We start from the raw sequence: 14,861 nt of genomic DNA on the forward strand, positions 1-14,861 counted from the left end.
GCGCCCTTCACCGAAACGCATGGTCCCCAGGGGCCGGGTCAGTACGCGGGCTTCAGCAGCCCTTCGATGGTGTGATGCTGCACCACCGGCGCGAGCGCATCGACCACGCGGCAGGTGAGGTGTTCTCTTACGCGAGGTGGCAGGGCCTCCAGGTAGCGCCGCGTCACCTGCAGGTCATGGTGGTTGGCGTTCGTCGCGTCTGGCGCATCCACGCCGACCACCAGCACCGGACGCGACTGGTCCGAGCGGTTGGCGGTGCCCCGGTGGATCGTCAGGGCGGAGCGGGCGGAGATGTCGCCCATGCGCGGCAGCTTCTGGACCGCGCGGGCGATGTAGCGCGGCCAGAGCTCGCGAGGCGGGAACATGCCCCTGGCGCAGCCCTCGAATTCATCCCACTGCGTTCCGGGCGCGACCTCGAACGGCCCCATCTCCGGGATCGTGTCCACGGCGGTCAGGTTGAAGGCCAGCGAGTTGAGGCGACGGCCCTTCGTCGTGGCCTCCGGCGCGGCGAAGTCGCGGTGCCAGGGCTGGTCGGCCGCGCCCGGGAAGGGAACGTCGAAGCCCACCTCGACGATGCGATAGTCGGGCCCGAGCACCGCCTCGCAGACGGCGACGAACCACGGGTGGGTGACGATGTCGACGAAGCCTCGGATGCGCTCCGGGTGCACCTCCACGTACCAGCGCTGCGGCCCGCGAGGCAGCGCACCGCCGGGGACCTGCCGGGCATCGGCGAAGAGCGTCTCGATGTCCTCGCGCATCCGCGCCGCCCAGTCGCGTGGGAAGGCGCCCTTCAGCCCGATGATGCCGTCGCCGTAGAGGCCGCGCAGGAGGTCAGCCGGCTCGTGGGTTTCTTGCGGTGCGTGCACGGTGCTCATGTTCCTTCTCCCAAGCGGGGGATGCTCACTTGCCGGTCAGCGACGGCGCGGCCACGGGGCCCGCCGAGGGCACCCCGCCCTCGACGCGCGGCCAGCCGTCCTTCCACGTGAGCCGGTCCATCAACATCGGGCGGCGCACCGAGCGGTCCTTTCCGATGACCTCCTCGACGTAGGGACGCCGGACGTCGATGGCGTGGTAGGCAATCCAGTCCTGTCCCGAGCGGTCGGTGAAGACGGAGTTGTGGCCCGGTGCAATCCACGCGTCGCTCCGGCGCAGCACGGCGCTGTCGGGCGCGCCCGTCGCCTGTGCCAGCGTCTCGAAGGGGCCGGTGGGCGTGCGGGAGCGCGCCACCAGGGCGGCGTACTTCACCTCCTGCAGCGGGCCGTGGCAGCAGTTCTCGCCTGAATAGAAGAGGTAGTAGTAGTCGTCGCGCTGGACGACCCACGCGCCTTCGACCAGGGTCTGGAACGGGACGGCCTTGTCCGCGCGCACCAGCTCCGTGGGAGCGCTCCCCTTCTTGAAGGACAGCCCGTCCGCCGCCAGCTCCTGCACGCGGATGGGTTGGAAGCCCGAACCCCAGTAGAGGTACTTGCGCCCCGTGCGCGCGTCATCGAAGGCCATCGGGTCGATGTTGACGAAGGACAGCCCGCACACGAGCGGACGCCCGCTGTCGCGGAACGGGCCCTCGGGCTTGGACGACGTGGCGACGCCCAGGCAGAAGACATCCTCCGGGCTGTCCACCGCGCCCCGTTCCTTCTTGAAGCTCGCCGCACGCTCGGGGTCCAGGGTGGCGGAGAAGTACAGGAAGAAGCTGCGCACGGTCCCCGGTCGCGTCCTCGGCCCCGGACACAACAGCGTCGTCGTCGGGCCGGACGGTCAGGACGTGATGGTGTACCACGCGTGGGACGTGGGCCAGATGGCGCGGCGGATGTGCATCGACCCCATCGTGTGGACGCCGGAAGGACCGCGGGTGCTCGGACCGACGGATGAGGAAGTCGAGTTGCCACGGCGGTAGGTGCCAGGGTCCAGCCGGTGCGCGACCTCCTGAAGAGGCCGCGCCCACGGCGAAGTCCGTGCACCAGGCCGCGCTCAAGGCAGCAGGGATTTGACAGGGACCCGCACCGGCACCGTCCCATCACCGAGCTGTCCATCGCCGTTGAAGCCCCAGGCCCAGACGGTGCCATCCCGGCGCAGCGCCAACGTGTGGGAGGAGCCCGAGCCCAGCGCGGTGACCTCCGTGAGCCCGGCCACCTGCACCGGCACAGCTCGGTCCGTGGTCGTTCCATCGCCCAGCTGGCCGTTCCCGTTGGAGCCCCAGGCCCAGAGAGTCCCATCCCCGCGCAGCGCCATGGATTGGCTCCCCCCCGCGGACAGGGCGGTGACCCCCGCCAGCCCGGAGACCTGCCCCGCCGCGAGCTGCTGCTGTGTGGTCCCGTTCCCCAGTTGGTTGAAACGGTTGTCGCCCCAGGCCCAGACGGTCCCATCGGCGCGCAGCGCCAACCCGTGGGCACCGCCCGCGGCGATGGCGGTGACCTCCGTGAGCCCGGCCACCCGCACCGGCACTGACCGATTTCCTGTCGTCCCATCGCCCAGTTGGCCGATCCCGTTGGAGCCCCAGGCCCAGACGGTCCCATCCCGGAGCAGTGCCATCATGAACACATTGCCTGCCGCCAGGGCGGTGACGTCCGTGAGCCCGGACACCCGCACCGGCGCAGCTCGGTCCGTGGTCGTCCCATCGCCCAGTTGGCCGTTCCCGTTGGAACCCCAGGCCCAGACGGTCCCATCCGCGCGCAGCGCCATCGAGCTGGCGCGGCCTGCCGCCAGCGCGGTGACGTCCGTGAGCCCCGACACCTGGACGGGCGTGAGTCGGGCCGTGACCGTCCCATCTCCCAGGTTGCCGCTTTCGTTGGAGCCCCAGGCCCAGACGGTCCCATCCGCGCGCAGCGCCAGGGTATGGGATTCGCCCGCGGCCACGGCGGTGCCCCCCGTGAGGCCGGACACCCGCACCGGTGCGGCTCGGTCGATGGTCGTCCCATCCCCCAGTTGACCCGCCGGGTTGACCCCCCAGGCCCAGAGAGTCCCATCTCCGCGCAGCGCCAATGAATGGTCACCGTTCGAGGCCAGGGCGGTCACGCCCGTGAGCCCGGACAGCTGCGCCGCCAGGGATCGGAGGGAGGTCGTCCCATCCCCTAGTTGGCCATGGCGGTTGTCGCCCCACGCTCGCAGGGCTCCATCGCCGCACAGGGCCACCCCATGCGAGGAGCCAGCCGTCAGGACGCTCACCCCCACGAGCCCGGACACCTGCACCGGGGTGACACGCTGGGTGGTCGTCCCATCCCCCAGCTGGCCAGATTGGTTGAGGCCCCAGGCCCAGACGGTCCCGTCCCCGCGCAGCGCCATGGAGCTGTAACTGCCCGCCGCCAGGGCAGTGACGTCCGTGAGTCCGGGCACCTGCCCTGGCGTTCGCTGCTCGGTGGTGGTCCCGTTCCCCATCTGGCCGCTCCCGTTGACGCCCCAACCCCAGACAGTCCCATCCGCGCGCAGCGCCAACGTGTGGTTGGGGGCCGCCGCCAGGGCAGTGACGCCCGTGAGCCCGGGCACCTGCCCTGGCGTTCCCTGGTCGGTGGTGGTCCCGTTCCCCATCTGGCCGCCCCCGTTGAAGCCCCAACCCCAGACAGTCCCATCCGCGCGCAGTGCCAACGCATAGCTACCGCCCGCGGCCACGGCGGTGATTCCCGTGAGCGAGGGCACCCGCACGGGCCGTGTCCGCGAGCGGGTCGTCCCATCCGCCAGTTGGCGATTCCCATTGGCGCCCCAGGCCCAGACGGTTCCATCGCCGCTCAGCGCCAGCGTGAAGCTGCTGCCGGCGCTCAGGGCCGTGATCCCCGTGAGCCCGGACACCATGACGGGCGTGGCCCGGGAGTTGAACGTCCCATCCCCCAGTTGGCCAGCGACGTTGTAACCCCAGGCCCAGACGGTCCCGTCGTTGCGCAGCGCCAAGGAGTGGCGGGCGCCCGCAGCCAGGGCAATCACGCTGGTCAGCCCGGAAACCCGCACCGGCGCAGCTCGGTCCGTGGTCGTCCCATCGCCCAGTTGGCCATTCCCGTTGAAGCCCCAGGCCCAGACAGTCCCATCCCCGCGCAGCGCCACCGTATGGGCACTGCCTGCGACGACGGTGGGCTTCGGGCACGCATTGGCGTCGACGGTGAAGGTTTTGGAAACGGACGCATCTCCGCTGTTCGCGACCGTGACCGTCACCGTCACGACGGTCCCCGTGGGCACACAGGAGGGAGAGGTCCAGATGACTTCACTGCTGGTGCCCGTATGGGAGGGGCTGCCCAGGGTCCCGACGTTGGCCGTCCAGGAGAAGCGCAGCTGGGGGGACTCCTCGTCGTGGGCCTTCACGCGAAAGGTGACCGGGCGCTGCACCAGCACCTGGGTGGCGGACTGCGAACTGTCGGTGAGGGTGGGAGGCGTCAAATCAGGCCCAGGGTCGCCTCCATCCGGTACACACTGAGAGGGATTGCGCTGGCAGGGGTCCGCGCCATCCGGGTCGGAACCCGCGCACGCCAGGACGCTGAACCAGACCACCGTGGTGAGCAAGGCCTGGAGCCGCCAGGCCATTGTCGTTCTTCTCATGTTTCCCCCCCCTGAATGGACAGCCTGTCCGACTCTACACGGCGCTCCCGAAGCAAGACATTCCACTCGCGGCAAGAGGGCAGATGCGCGGAAGCGGCGCATGGAATTGAACACTGTCCCACGACCAATCGCTTGCCCGACAGGCGTCGCTGGCCGGCGGAAAGCCTGCGTCGCGGCGGCAAGCGAAGCCTTCGCTGGCTCGGCTGTGCCTTCCCCTCGGGAAACAGACGCATGAGCATGAGAAGGACAGGAGCCCTATTGGGTGTGGAGCCATCCGTCCATGACAGACCGGGGACCGCTCGAGTCCTCCTCTCGAGCGCGCTCTGGGCCTTCCTCGCGCTGTCCAGCGCGGTGCTGTTCCTGGGAGCGCTCCTGCTGTGGGCGCTCACCCGCCCGTTCGACGCGAACGGGCGGGTGCTGCACCTGTACTCGTGCTTCTGGGCACAACTGTATTTCTACGTGAACCCGAGGTGGCACCTGCGGGTGGAGGGCCGCGAACGCCTGCCCTGGAGGGGCGCGGCGGTGCTGGTGTCCAACCACGAGTCGCTGGGGGACATCCTGGTCCTCTTCGGTCTCTACCGGCCGTTCAAGTGGGTCTCCAAGGCGGAGAATTTCAAGCTGCCACTCATTGGCTGGAACATGCGCCTCAACCGCTATGTACCGATCATCCGTGGAGACCGCGCCAGCGTCCTCCGGATGATGGCCGGGTGCGAGCGCTGGTTGTCACGCGGCGTCCCCATCCTGATGTTTCCCGAAGGCACCCGCTCCCGGGACGGCAAGGTGAAGGCCTTCAAGGACGGCGCCTTCACGCTCTCCGTCCAGCAGCGCTGCCCCATCATCCCCGTGGTCCTCACCGGCACCGCGCTGACCCTGCCGAAGCACGCGCTCGTCTTCCAGCAGACCGTCCACGCCCGGGTGCGAGTGCTGGAGCCCATCGACCCCGCGGACTTCGCGGGGGATGTGCACGCCCTGCGCGACCACGTGCGCAACGTCATGGTCCGCGAGAAGGCGCGCATGGAGGCCGAACGCCCGGCGGGGCGTGACAGCGACCTCAAGGCCGCACGGTGACGCGCAGGGTGAGCGGTACTCCACCGAGTGCGATCTCCGCACGGGTGTCCAGGGCGACTGGCATTGCCAACCCTCCTTCCGCACCGCGCCCGCCGCGGTTGACGGGCCGGGCAAGGGTCGGCACGCTCACAGGCCATGGAGGATTGGCGGGTCAGGGAGAAGGCATACAACGCGGCTCGACAGACCGTCGAATACCACCGCGAGCAGGCGGCACTCGATCCAGAGGCGCACGTGCCCGCGCTCATCGACAGTTTGATGGCGCAGAGTCGGTGTCTGCGAGAGCTCTACGCCACGGACGCGGCCATTGATTCCGCGACCGAGGCGGTGGACCTCCTGCGGAGCCTGGCGCAGGCAAGGCCCGACGCGTTCCTGCCCAGGTTGGCGACGGAACTGCACGACCTGGGCAGGATGCTGGGTGCGCACAGGAGCTCGGAAGCGGCGCTCGCTCCCACAGCCGAGGCGGTGGCCATCCTGCGGAAGCTCGTGGAGGTGAATCCCGACGCGTTCCTCCCCGAGCTGGCCGCGAGCCTGCGCCACCTGGGCACCCATCAACGCGTGCCCAACGAGCGGGAGGCGGGCCTTGCCTCCACGGCCGAGTCCGTGGCCATCTTTCGTCAGCTCGCGGCAGTGAAGCCGGACGCGTTCCTCCCCGAGCTGGTCAAGGGCTTGAGCTGGCTTGCCGACCATCAGTCCAAGCTTGGACAAGACAAGGAGCTGCGCGCCTCCAGGCTCGAGGAGGTGGCAGTCCTTCGCAAGCTGGCGGAGGCGAGGCCGGGCGAGTTCCGACCCGCTCTGGCCAAGACCCTGGGCTACATCGGTAGGTTCGAAGGGGGAGCGGGGTGGGAAGAGCCACTCGCATTCCTGACTGAGGCGGTGGCCATTGGTCGCCAGCTCGTGGCGGAGGGACTGGACACGTACGCCCCTACCCTGGCCCTGCATCTGAACGAACTCAGCCGGGCGCTGAGCTGGCCTGATCAGGTCGAGGCGTCGCTCGCGCTGGCGGAGGAAGCGTTCGCGGTCAGCTGGCAGCTCTCCCCGGCCAACCCGGCGGACTTCCACCGCCTCGTCGAGATGGTGCTCGACAACCTGCTCGACCTCCATCAGGTGCGCGGCAGCAAGCCCGAGGGAGCGGTTCTAGAGCGGATCAACGCATTCAAGGCCTGGCGTCCGGGAGAGCGCCCGCGGCCGGCGTGAGGCGTTCCCGACAGTGGCTCGTACCGTGAGCAGCCCCGCGCGCACCTCTGCGGCACGGACGGGAGAGGCGGGTTGGCGACGAATGACCCGCTCGGCCAGGGCGAGGCTGAAATCGTAGCCGTCGCCCAGGGACTGTGCGACGAGCGCCTCACGTGCACCCGCAAGCCGTTCTCGAGCGGCAGCTTGTCCTTCGGGATGTAACGGGTGTCGCCGTCACCAACGGAGCAGGCACCGGCGCCTCTCCGACGTCGCTCAACGACGGCGGCTGGCACCACGTCGCCTATACCCGCAGTGGCACGTCGCTCAAGATGTACGTTGACGGAGTGCTGGTCGGCTCTGGGACCAGCGCCGCGCCCCGGCGACGGTTGAGCCGGGGCGCGTTCGTCCATCGGAGAGCATAGGATGGACGTCTCCGACGTAGAGGAGGAGTGAATGTCGAGTCGAATCGTCTCCCGGAGGGCGTTGCTCCAAGGTGCATTGGTGGCAGTGGCATTCAATCCCATGAGCCGGAGTTGGGCCTCTACGCTGGAGGCTGGAGCAGTCCCCCTGCCGCCACTCGATGGCGAGTTGCTGATGGACACGGCGTCGCGGACCGCGTCCGCGGAGGACTTCGGTCACATCCTCCACCGCACGCCGTGGGCGGTGCTCGTTCCCGGCTCGGTGGAAGACATCGTGGCCATGGTCCGCTTCGCGCGGCGCCAGGGCATGAAGATCGCCGCCGCTCGGGGCCTCGGTGAGAGCCACAGCACCTTCGGCCAGTCCCAGGTGACGGCGGGCATCGTCATCGACATGTCCACGCTGTCGACCCTGCATGAGGTTGGCGGGGACAGCGCCTGGGTGGATGCAGGCGTCCGGTGGCACGAGCTGCTCCAGGCCTCGCTTCCCCTCGGCAAGAGTCCGCCGGTGCTGACCGACTACATCGAGCTGAGCATCGGTGGAACGCTGTCGGCGGGGGGCATCGGCGGACAGGCGTTTCGCTGGGGGCTCCAGGTGGACAACGTCCTGGAAATGGACGTCGTCACGGGTCGGGGTGAGCTCGTGCGGTGCTCGCGCTCGCGCGAGCGTCCCCTGTTCGACGCCGTGCGCTCGGGCCTGGGCCAGTTCGGCATCATCGTGCGAGCAAGGGTGCGGCTCGTCGAAGTGCCGCCCCGCGCCCGGTCGTACATCGCGCTGTACGACGACCTCCACCGCTTCATGGAGGACCAGCGGCGGCTCATCGAGGACGGCCGCTTCGACTACGTCGAGGGCTCCGTCGTCGCCTCCAACGGAGGGCGGGCGTATCAGCTCGAGGTGGTGAAGTACTTCACCCCGGGCTTGGAGCCGCACGATGCGAGACTGCTCGCGGGCCTGGGCTTCCAGCCGGGAACCCTCCAGGTGAGCGACGGCAGCTACTTCGACTTCGCCAACCGGCTCGCGCCGCTGGTCGAGCTGCTCAAGCAGCTCGGCGTCTGGGGTTTCCCCCATCCGTGGCTGGATATGTTCGTCCCCGCCCGGTCCGCCGAGTCCTTCGTCCAGGAGGTCCTCTCACAGACCACCGAGGCCGACATGGGCCAGGGGCCCATCCTCCTCTACCCCTTCCGCGCCTCGGAGCTGACCGCGCCCTTCCTGCGCACGCCCAACGACAGACACGTCTTCCTCTTCTCGCTGCTGCGCACCGCCATTCCACCGACGCCGGAGAACGTCGCATCCCTCGTGCGGAAGAATCGCGCCATCTTCAACCGGCTCACGGCCATCGGCGGGAAGATCTATCCCGTGGATGCCGTGCCATTGAGCCCCGCCGACTGGCGCCGCCACTTCCACCCCTCGTGGGAGCGGTTCGAGCACGCGAAGCGGCGCTACGACCCGGACCGCGTCCTCACGCCGGGACAGGGCATCTTCTGAACTCCCCGGGGGATTCTCCGCCAGCCCCCGAGTAGGAAATCACACGAGGCCAGGCTCAGCGGACCGCGAAGCCCCAGGTGTAGGGCACGCCGCGATACTTGCAGGTGGCACCATCACTCCACGCCCAGGTGTAGTCGAGTCGCGCGCCAGCGCAGTACTCACCCGCGTAGTCAGCAAGGTGCCCCTGGGCTCCTCCCTGGTTATCGGAGTCACAGGCGTACTCCGGATAGACACCACCGTAGTAGCCGTAGTTGACGCAGCCCATCATGATCTGCGAGCCGGCTGGGCCATAGACCCCCTGCTTGAAGGCTGTTCCCGCCCCCCCCCGAAGAACATGTTCGTCTGTGTGTAGCTCCACGGCGCAGGGCTGTAGCTCTGGGCAAAACTCTCCCCATAGGTGCGATTGAAAACCCTGACCTGGCTGAAGGAAACACATGACAGGTCCTTCGACCATTCCTCGCCGCCCAGGACCCCACGCGTCTCGATGCCCATGTGCGTCTTCGCATCGGCCGCCTGCCATCCCGCCACCGTCCATCCGCCTCCGTCGGATGTCATGTCGCAGTAATACGCGGACGCCTGGGTGTCGCATGGGTTCAGCGAATAGACGCCACTGCCGAGGGAGGGACAGTATTGGCGCAATTCCTGGCAAGAATGGAGCTGCGCGGAAGGGGCCTCCGGGCAGGGCTTGTCCGGCAGGGTGGGCCCGCCCGTCTCCGTCCCGGCCACGGGATTGCTCTGGACCGTGAAGACGACGTCGTTGAAGTCGTCGTCCACCTGCTCATGCGCACGGGAGAAGTCCTCGAAGCCCAGCACCCTGCGCTGCATTTCCTGATGGTACGCGGACATGACGTGCCGCCGCTGGTTCTCGGCGGTCTCCGGGTTCAGCGCCTCCACGGTGTAATAGGTGGGCCTTCCCAGGTCGAACCGCTCGCCATCCCATCCATCCGCGACCAGGAAGAAGCCCAGCCGCGTCCCTGCGGAGAACTGGCCCAGGTGGACACGATCTCCAGCTTGAAGTTCCCCAGTGGAGCCCCAGGCGGAGGCATTGGGGAAGATGACGACCTTCTCCACGTCCTCCACCGTCGTCGGCGGACTGCCTTCTGGATAGGTGAAATAGCCCAGCGTGTTGCGGAAGGTGGCGCCTTCAGACACGAAGGTCACCCAGACATCCGCGGTCGTCGTGACCAGGATGTTGGGCTTCCACGTCATCGTGCTCGAAGGACTCCAGCGCCCGGCGCCGGAACTCCGCGTACGTCACCGACGCATCCACCGCACGGGAGGCCTCACTTGCCTCTTCCGGCTTCGGCTCTGCCTCCGCTTGAGGAGCCGGTGACGTGCGGGACGGGCTGGTGGTGGCGCGCAGCCAGCCGGAGAAGGCGTTCCTCTCCGTCCTGAAGCCGCGCCCCTGAAGATACCTGACAGACCCTTGTCACCTCGGGTGGATAGGTCCTCCCCTTCCACCCGTGCTGTCCCGGAGGTCCGTCTTGAAGCTCTACTTCCACCCCCTGTCCGGAAACTCGCGCCGCGTGCTGCTCGTGGCCGCCCACCTCGACATTCCCCTCGAGCGCATCATGGTGGACCTCACCACGGGCAAGCAGCGCGAGGTGTCGTACCTGGGCATCAACCCCAACGGGCGCGTCCCCGTCCTGGACGACGGCGGCTTCGTGCTCTGGGAGTCGCGCGCCATCATGGTGTACCTCTCCGAGAAGACCCCGGGGCAGACCCTGTTCCCGACGGACGCGCAGGGCCGCGCCGACGTGAACCGCTGGCTGTTCTGGTGCTCGTCCCACATGGCCCCGGCGAACACCGTGCTCGTCCAGGAGAACTTCGTGAAGCAGCGCACCGGCCGCGGGCCGCCGGACCCCGTCGAGGTCGCGCGCGGCGAGGCCCTCTTCGCGCAGACCGCGCCCGTGCTGGACTCGCACCTGGCGGGCAGGACGTGGGTGTCTCAGGAGCGCCTGACGCTCGCGGACCTCTCGCTCGCCGCGTCGTTCGCCCTCGCGGGCCCGGCGCGCCTGCCCCTCGAAGGCTACGCGAACCTCCGAGCCTGGCTGGGGCGCGTGCAGGAGCTGGAGGCGTGGCAGCGCACCGCGCCCCCCATGCCGCCGCCGGCCGCCCGGAGCTGACGCGGACTTCAGGTCGTGGCGAGGAAGGCGTCCGCGTCACCGCCTTCGCACTTCCCATCGGAGTACACCCCGATGAGCCCGCAGGCGGGACAGAAGCAGGCGACGTAGAGTCAGCGGACGTCCTTCGTCCCTTCGTACAGCGCCACGCCCGACACGATCTGGGATGCCACCGCGCCACAAAGGCACTCCCTGCGTTGGAGTTTTGCGGCGGCGGGCCGCGGTTCGCGGCCTCCCAGGTCATTGGGGGCCCGCGGCCGGTTTGCTAAAACCCCCTGACGCCGCAGCCGCGCCAGGAGGCCACGCATGGAGGTCTACGACTCCGATGGAGGGACGCATGACACCCGGAACTCCGCCGCCTTCATCCAGTGGATCGACACGCTCCACACCCAGCGCGCCATCAGCGACCTGAAGATCATCACCAACTTCTTCCTGGAGAAGGAGCTGGCGGTCCGGCCGACCTTCGACGTCGCCATCGCGGCGAGCAAGGTCCGGAGCGTCCTGGACAAGCTGACGCCGCACGCTCCAGCACTGGGTGGCTCCCCCGTCACCCAGCTGCCGCGCGACCGGTGGTGGAAGCTCTTCATCGAGGGGCGCTACCACGGCAGCGGCAACAAGCACCGGGAGATGATCTTCGACCTGGAGCAGTCCCCGGGCTTCTACAACGCCATGATGAAGGCGTTCGACAAGTGGCTGAGCGCACGCCCATCACCGGCGGACAAGGTGGACTTCAAGCGCTACCACGCCATGCACGCGGCGGTGACGAGCTGCGTGTTCAAGCTCAATGACAAGGTCTCCGAGCGCGCCACCCGGCGCTTCATCCCGGTGCCCCACGAGCTCAGCCACTACACGAACTTCCCCATCGCGGTGACAGGACACGACATCTCCTGGGAGAGCCTCAAGGAGATGAACGACGACGGGGACATCGGGACCTACAAGACCCTGATGGCCAACCTGCACGCCCCCAAGGACGTGCTGGACCACTGGGTGGAGCGGGACGGGGCCACGTCCCTGCTCACCAGCACCCTGAGCAACCAGCTGCTCTGGGGCACCGCCTACGAACAGTCCGAGGTCAAGGGCAAGGTCAATGGCCTCTTCGAGCGCTACTACCGCGAGCGCGACCAGGCGCAGCAGCAGTCCGCGAAGAAGGCCCGGGAGGAGCTGAAGCTGCGAGCCATCCGGGGCCCCGCCGGGTACGTCTGTGACGGCAGGCTTTGCCAGCCGGAGCTCTGGGCCCTCAAGCCCCACGAGCCCCGCAGTGTCATCCCCCTCATGAATTGCCTCTGCGAGGCGTGCGCCTGACACTCCTGCGTCAAATGCATCGGGCGAAGAGAAGGCCTGTTGAGGGTGGGGGTGGGTGCCGAGGTGCCGTCTGGCCGCGCTCCCCACCTGCCGCAGGCGAATACGTCCAGCGCGAAACTCCTGCTTGAGCAACCCGGCCCCATCCCGCGGCGGCGTGCGCTCTTGGGTCGGAGCCTGCCTCGTCGCTGCTAAAGGCGGCTCACTTGCCTCTTCCGGCTTCGGCTCTGCCTCCGCTTGAGGGAGCGTTTAACCCCCTCGGTACATACGCCTGCCCAGGCCACCTACCCAGGACGGGGCAACGAGGCTGCACCTGTCGCGCCTCTCCCCAATGGCTTCCGTTATGATGCCCTGTACTCGGTAGGCCGCTCGCATTCTCGCTCCTCATCGCTGGCAGGTGAATGTCCATGCTCCGCCTCCCAATCGCTGGCTCCAACTTCTGGTCGCTCCTGGCAACGGAAACCGCACGTCGTAGTGGAGTGGCGCATTGCAACGACGGTGATCTCCAGTACGTGGCTGTTGGGGCGTCGTCCCAACTGCACATCGTTCGCAGGACGTCCGAGGAGCTTTTCTCCGCGACTGTTCAGAGGGAAAGTTTGGCATACAAACTCAAGGTTGTTGCCAACGGAAACCTCTGGGGGTTGACGAACTCCGGGTATACCGACGTCATCATGGGGCATGACCCGGTCCCATCGGACGAAACCACCATCGAAGGTCACATTATCCAGAATGGCATGCTACGGGCTGGCAAAGCCGAGCCAAACTTGTACTACATCGCCTTTGATCCTTCGAAAGCAGAGCGTTGTCATAAGGTTGCGGCAACGGAGACGTCTGAAATCATTCTCCGGCGCTACAACCTGAAGAGCTGGGATGAAATCCTGAGCAACCCGATTAATTTCGGCTTCAAAACGAAACGTACCAACAAGAAGACCAAAAAATTCGATCCGACCCTGATTCAGCCAGGAGACGAGTTCAAGGTACAGACACCGACGGAGGCATACTCCTTCGGCCGGGGCAATCCTCCGGCGGGTGGCCACATCACCGCGATGGGAGGTCTGACTCCCATGATCATTGGGGGGCTCAAGTACGGCACCGGGAACAAATATGCCTCGGGAGTTCCCGCCGGGGCTCCAGCGACGGGTGAGCCCACCCAGAAATACAAGCCCTATCTTACCCAGCGGAACGACGCTCGTTACACCGGACAGGCAGCGAAGACAGGAGAGAGAGGAGGCAAGGCGGCGGTCGCGCTGTGTCGCTCCGCGAAGACGCTTCTGGTCCTGGTTGTACCCCACAACTCCAAGACGGGGCTTTCCGCTGACGGCCTGCGGGACAAACTCGCGGCCGTCGGCGTGGAGGACGCTCTCATGATGGATGGAAGTGACTCCGTCATGTTGATGGTGAACAGGGCGTGGCAGGTACTTCAGGATGACAACAAGGATGAGGGCACGACCGTGGGCTTGGCGTTCAAGTGAGCCAAGCCCGACCCATGCGACTTCACATGAGAAACAAGATGAAAACAGCACTGCGTTGGGGGCTCCCCATCCTCGTATTCCTCCTCGGAGCCACGATGCTCTACGTTTCACGGCTTGACATGCTGGTGGCCCGCGGGTCCGACTCCATGGTCCGTGTCTTTCGGCCTCCATTCTGGGCTCAACTCCTCGCCGTCTTGATCCTTTCAGTTTCGGCCTTCACCGTGCTGAGACCCAAAATCAATGGCAGATGGAACGGATCTTCCCGAGTGGTCTTCCTGTTCATTGCGCTGCTCGCGAATGCATTCAGCCTGCACGCGGTCTCATTGGATGCCCGAGACGGGAGTGTGAACGACGTCTGGGGGATTTGGACGGTCCGGAGCCTGTTCACCTCCAATGAGGGATTTCCTCGCGAAGCCTTCTCCGTGCAACCGTTCGTGCTCTCTGTTCACGGAGACAATGGGAAGCGCCTGAGCGTCTTCCTCGGTGTGCCCCCCTGGAACATCAATGGAGAGTCAATCCTCGCGGATCCCAGCCTTTTGCCCGCCGAGAACTCGGACTAGCACGGCCCCTGACACGCCAGAGGGGATGTCAAGAATTCAAGTGACACGATCGCTCCTGTAGCGACTGGAACTGTATCGAGGTCGAAGATCGCACCCGGACGCTGCGCGGACCGAATGGGTGGCATTCGAAGCGCCTGCCCCGCGCTGGTGCCAAGCCGCGAGGACTTCAGCGATCGCTTGTTCATCCCGGGCCCTACGCGGCGGGACCGACGAGCGTGAACGGATCGGGGACGACGACGCGGATCGCCGCGGCGAGCTCGGGCTCGAGTCGCGACCGCTGGGTGCCCTCCATCCACCGCAAGGCGGAGTGCAGCCGCTGGTAGAGAGCAATGAAGTAGAACGGAGACCGGCCATTGAAGTTCATGCCGGGGAGGCGGCGACTCATCGAGTGTGCTTCGTTCCGCATGGGCTCGAAGAACGACATCTCGGTCGCCAGCTTGATGCACATCTCCACTTCGCGTCGGGGGTGAACCGCGGCGAGCAGGAACAGCATCGCTAGCGGATCGTCGCTCGCAAGCCAGGCGGCCGTGACCGTCATGCGATCGGAGCCGAGGTCCTGCGGCAACGACCAGTCGCGGGCGCGGCCGGCCACCTCGGCCATCAGGTCGGTGAGCGTGCGCTGCGCCGTCATGTGACCAGGATACGGCAGCATGCAGGGAGAAGCACCCACACGATTCGTCAGGGGCGAAGCGTGCCCTTCAGTGCTAGTCCATACCGCCATGTCCGGCGACTCACCCGTCCCCGCCCCC

Annotated in this window: 15 protein-coding genes; 9 read left to right on the forward strand and 6 right to left on the reverse strand. The window is 67.2% G+C overall.

Annotated elements, in window-relative coordinates:
* Nucleotides 1-38 precede the first annotated feature (38 nt).
* Together D7V80_RS12285 and D7V80_RS12290 are read right to left on the reverse strand one after the other, a co-directional pair.
* Complete coding sequence (locus D7V80_RS12285; RefSeq protein WP_120588334.1) at nt 39-875, reverse strand: phytanoyl-CoA dioxygenase family protein; 837 nt, start codon at nt 873-875, stop codon at nt 39-41.
* 25 nt (nt 876-900) lie between these two features.
* Complete coding sequence (locus tag D7V80_RS12290) at nt 901-1,695, reverse strand: family 43 glycosylhydrolase (protein ID WP_233585275.1); 795 nt, start codon at nt 1,693-1,695, stop codon at nt 901-903.
* Here D7V80_RS12290 and D7V80_RS12295 point away from each other — a divergent pair.
* Entirely contained in the window at nt 1,664-1,891 is a 228-nt protein-coding gene (locus D7V80_RS12295) for a family 43 glycosylhydrolase (protein ID WP_233585276.1), read from the forward strand. The genes D7V80_RS12290 and D7V80_RS12295 overlap by 32 nt on opposite strands.
* A gap of 74 nt (nt 1,892-1,965) precedes the next feature.
* Here D7V80_RS12295 and D7V80_RS12300 read toward each other — a convergent pair whose 3' ends face one another.
* Complete coding sequence (locus D7V80_RS12300; protein WP_233585277.1) at nt 1,966-4,515, reverse strand: RCC1 domain-containing protein; 2,550 nt, start codon at nt 4,513-4,515, stop codon at nt 1,966-1,968.
* 258 nt (nt 4,516-4,773) lie between these two features.
* On the opposite strand from D7V80_RS12300, the gene D7V80_RS12305 reads away from it, so the two are divergent.
* From D7V80_RS12305 to D7V80_RS12325, 4 genes are all read left to right on the forward strand, one after another.
* Nucleotides 4,774-5,583, forward strand: a complete 810-nt coding sequence (locus tag D7V80_RS12305; RefSeq protein ID WP_233585278.1) for a 1-acyl-sn-glycerol-3-phosphate acyltransferase — start codon at nt 4,774-4,776, stop codon at nt 5,581-5,583.
* A gap of 135 nt (nt 5,584-5,718) precedes the next feature.
* Complete coding sequence (locus D7V80_RS12310) at nt 5,719-6,777, forward strand: hypothetical protein (RefSeq protein ID WP_120588336.1); 1,059 nt, start codon at nt 5,719-5,721, stop codon at nt 6,775-6,777.
* Nucleotides 6,778-6,929: 152 nt separating this feature from the next.
* Complete coding sequence (locus tag D7V80_RS43895; protein WP_158616610.1) at nt 6,930-7,178, forward strand: LamG-like jellyroll fold domain-containing protein; 249 nt, start codon at nt 6,930-6,932, stop codon at nt 7,176-7,178.
* Nucleotides 7,179-7,278: 100 nt separating this feature from the next.
* Nucleotides 7,279-8,658, forward strand: a complete 1,380-nt coding sequence (locus tag D7V80_RS12325; RefSeq protein WP_233585279.1) for an FAD-binding protein — start codon at nt 7,279-7,281, stop codon at nt 8,656-8,658.
* A gap of 55 nt (nt 8,659-8,713) precedes the next feature.
* Here the strand turns inward: D7V80_RS12325 and D7V80_RS12330 are convergent, their stop codons facing one another.
* Both D7V80_RS12330 and D7V80_RS12335 read right to left on the reverse strand, forming a co-directional pair.
* On the reverse strand, nt 8,714-8,926 hold the full coding sequence (locus D7V80_RS12330; protein WP_147447072.1) for a hypothetical protein: 213 nt from the start codon (nt 8,924-8,926) through the stop codon (nt 8,714-8,716).
* Nucleotides 8,923-9,867: a DUF4114 domain-containing protein gene (locus tag D7V80_RS12335; RefSeq protein WP_120588340.1), complete on the reverse strand. Its 945-nt coding sequence runs from the start codon at nt 9,865-9,867 to the stop codon at nt 8,923-8,925. Before D7V80_RS12335 ends, D7V80_RS12330 begins: the two co-directional genes overlap by 4 nt.
* A 275-nt stretch (nt 9,868-10,142) precedes the next feature.
* Here D7V80_RS12335 and D7V80_RS12340 point away from each other — a divergent pair, with 275 nt between their 5' ends.
* The 4 genes from D7V80_RS12340 (at nt 10,143) to D7V80_RS12355 (ending at nt 14,112) form a co-directional block, all read left to right on the forward strand.
* Nucleotides 10,143-10,784: a glutathione S-transferase family protein gene (locus tag D7V80_RS12340; RefSeq protein ID WP_120588341.1), complete on the forward strand. Its 642-nt coding sequence runs from the start codon at nt 10,143-10,145 to the stop codon at nt 10,782-10,784.
* A 303-nt stretch (nt 10,785-11,087) separates the two neighbouring features.
* The gene (locus D7V80_RS12345; protein ID WP_120588342.1) at nt 11,088-12,083 is read left to right on the forward strand and encodes a hypothetical protein; all 996 of its coding nucleotides are present in this window, start codon (nt 11,088-11,090) and stop codon (nt 12,081-12,083) included.
* Between the two features lie 404 nt (nt 12,084-12,487).
* Nucleotides 12,488-13,552, forward strand: a complete 1,065-nt coding sequence (locus tag D7V80_RS41385; protein ID WP_147447073.1) for a phosphodiester glycosidase family protein — start codon at nt 12,488-12,490, stop codon at nt 13,550-13,552.
* 38 nt (nt 13,553-13,590) lie between these two features.
* Nucleotides 13,591-14,112 carry a hypothetical protein gene (locus tag D7V80_RS12355; protein WP_120588344.1) on the forward strand — a complete coding sequence of 174 codons (522 nt, stop codon included), beginning with the start codon at nt 13,591-13,593 and terminating at the stop codon, nt 14,110-14,112.
* A 193-nt stretch (nt 14,113-14,305) separates the two neighbouring features.
* On the opposite strand, the gene D7V80_RS12360 is transcribed toward D7V80_RS12355, so the two are convergent.
* On the reverse strand, nt 14,306-14,861 hold a 556-nt coding region (locus D7V80_RS12360; protein ID WP_233585280.1), incomplete at its 5' end, for a hypothetical protein.

The organism is Corallococcus sp. CA054B, from assembly GCF_003611625.1.
Taxonomy (GTDB): domain Bacteria; phylum Myxococcota; class Myxococcia; order Myxococcales; family Myxococcaceae; genus Corallococcus; species Corallococcus coralloides.

What these genes read in the sequence shown, in the direction of transcription:
- D7V80_RS12310 (WP_120588336.1), top strand. Translation starts at nt 5,719, where the DNA reads ATGGAGGATTGGCGGGTCAGGGAGAAGGCATACAACGCGGCTCGACAG.
- D7V80_RS12335 (WP_120588340.1), bottom strand. Translation starts at nt 9,867, where the DNA reads ATGACGTGGAAGCCCAACATCCTGGTCACGACGACCGCGGATGTCTGG.
- D7V80_RS41385 (WP_147447073.1), top strand. Translation starts at nt 12,488, where the DNA reads ATGCTCCGCCTCCCAATCGCTGGCTCCAACTTCTGGTCGCTCCTGGCA.
- D7V80_RS12330 (WP_147447072.1), bottom strand. Translation starts at nt 8,926, where the DNA reads ATGATGGGCTGCGTCAACTACGGCTACTACGGTGGTGTCTATCCGGAG.
- D7V80_RS12285 (WP_120588334.1), bottom strand. Translation starts at nt 875, where the DNA reads ATGAGCACCGTGCACGCACCGCAAGAAACCCACGAGCCGGCTGACCTC.
- D7V80_RS12325 (WP_233585279.1), top strand. Translation starts at nt 7,279, where the DNA reads ATGAGCCGGAGTTGGGCCTCTACGCTGGAGGCTGGAGCAGTCCCCCTG.
- D7V80_RS12355 (WP_120588344.1), top strand. Translation starts at nt 13,591, where the DNA reads ATGAAAACAGCACTGCGTTGGGGGCTCCCCATCCTCGTATTCCTCCTC.
- D7V80_RS12345 (WP_120588342.1), top strand. Translation starts at nt 11,088, where the DNA reads ATGGAGGTCTACGACTCCGATGGAGGGACGCATGACACCCGGAACTCC.
- D7V80_RS12300 (WP_233585277.1), bottom strand. Translation starts at nt 4,515, where the DNA reads ATGAGAAGAACGACAATGGCCTGGCGGCTCCAGGCCTTGCTCACCACG.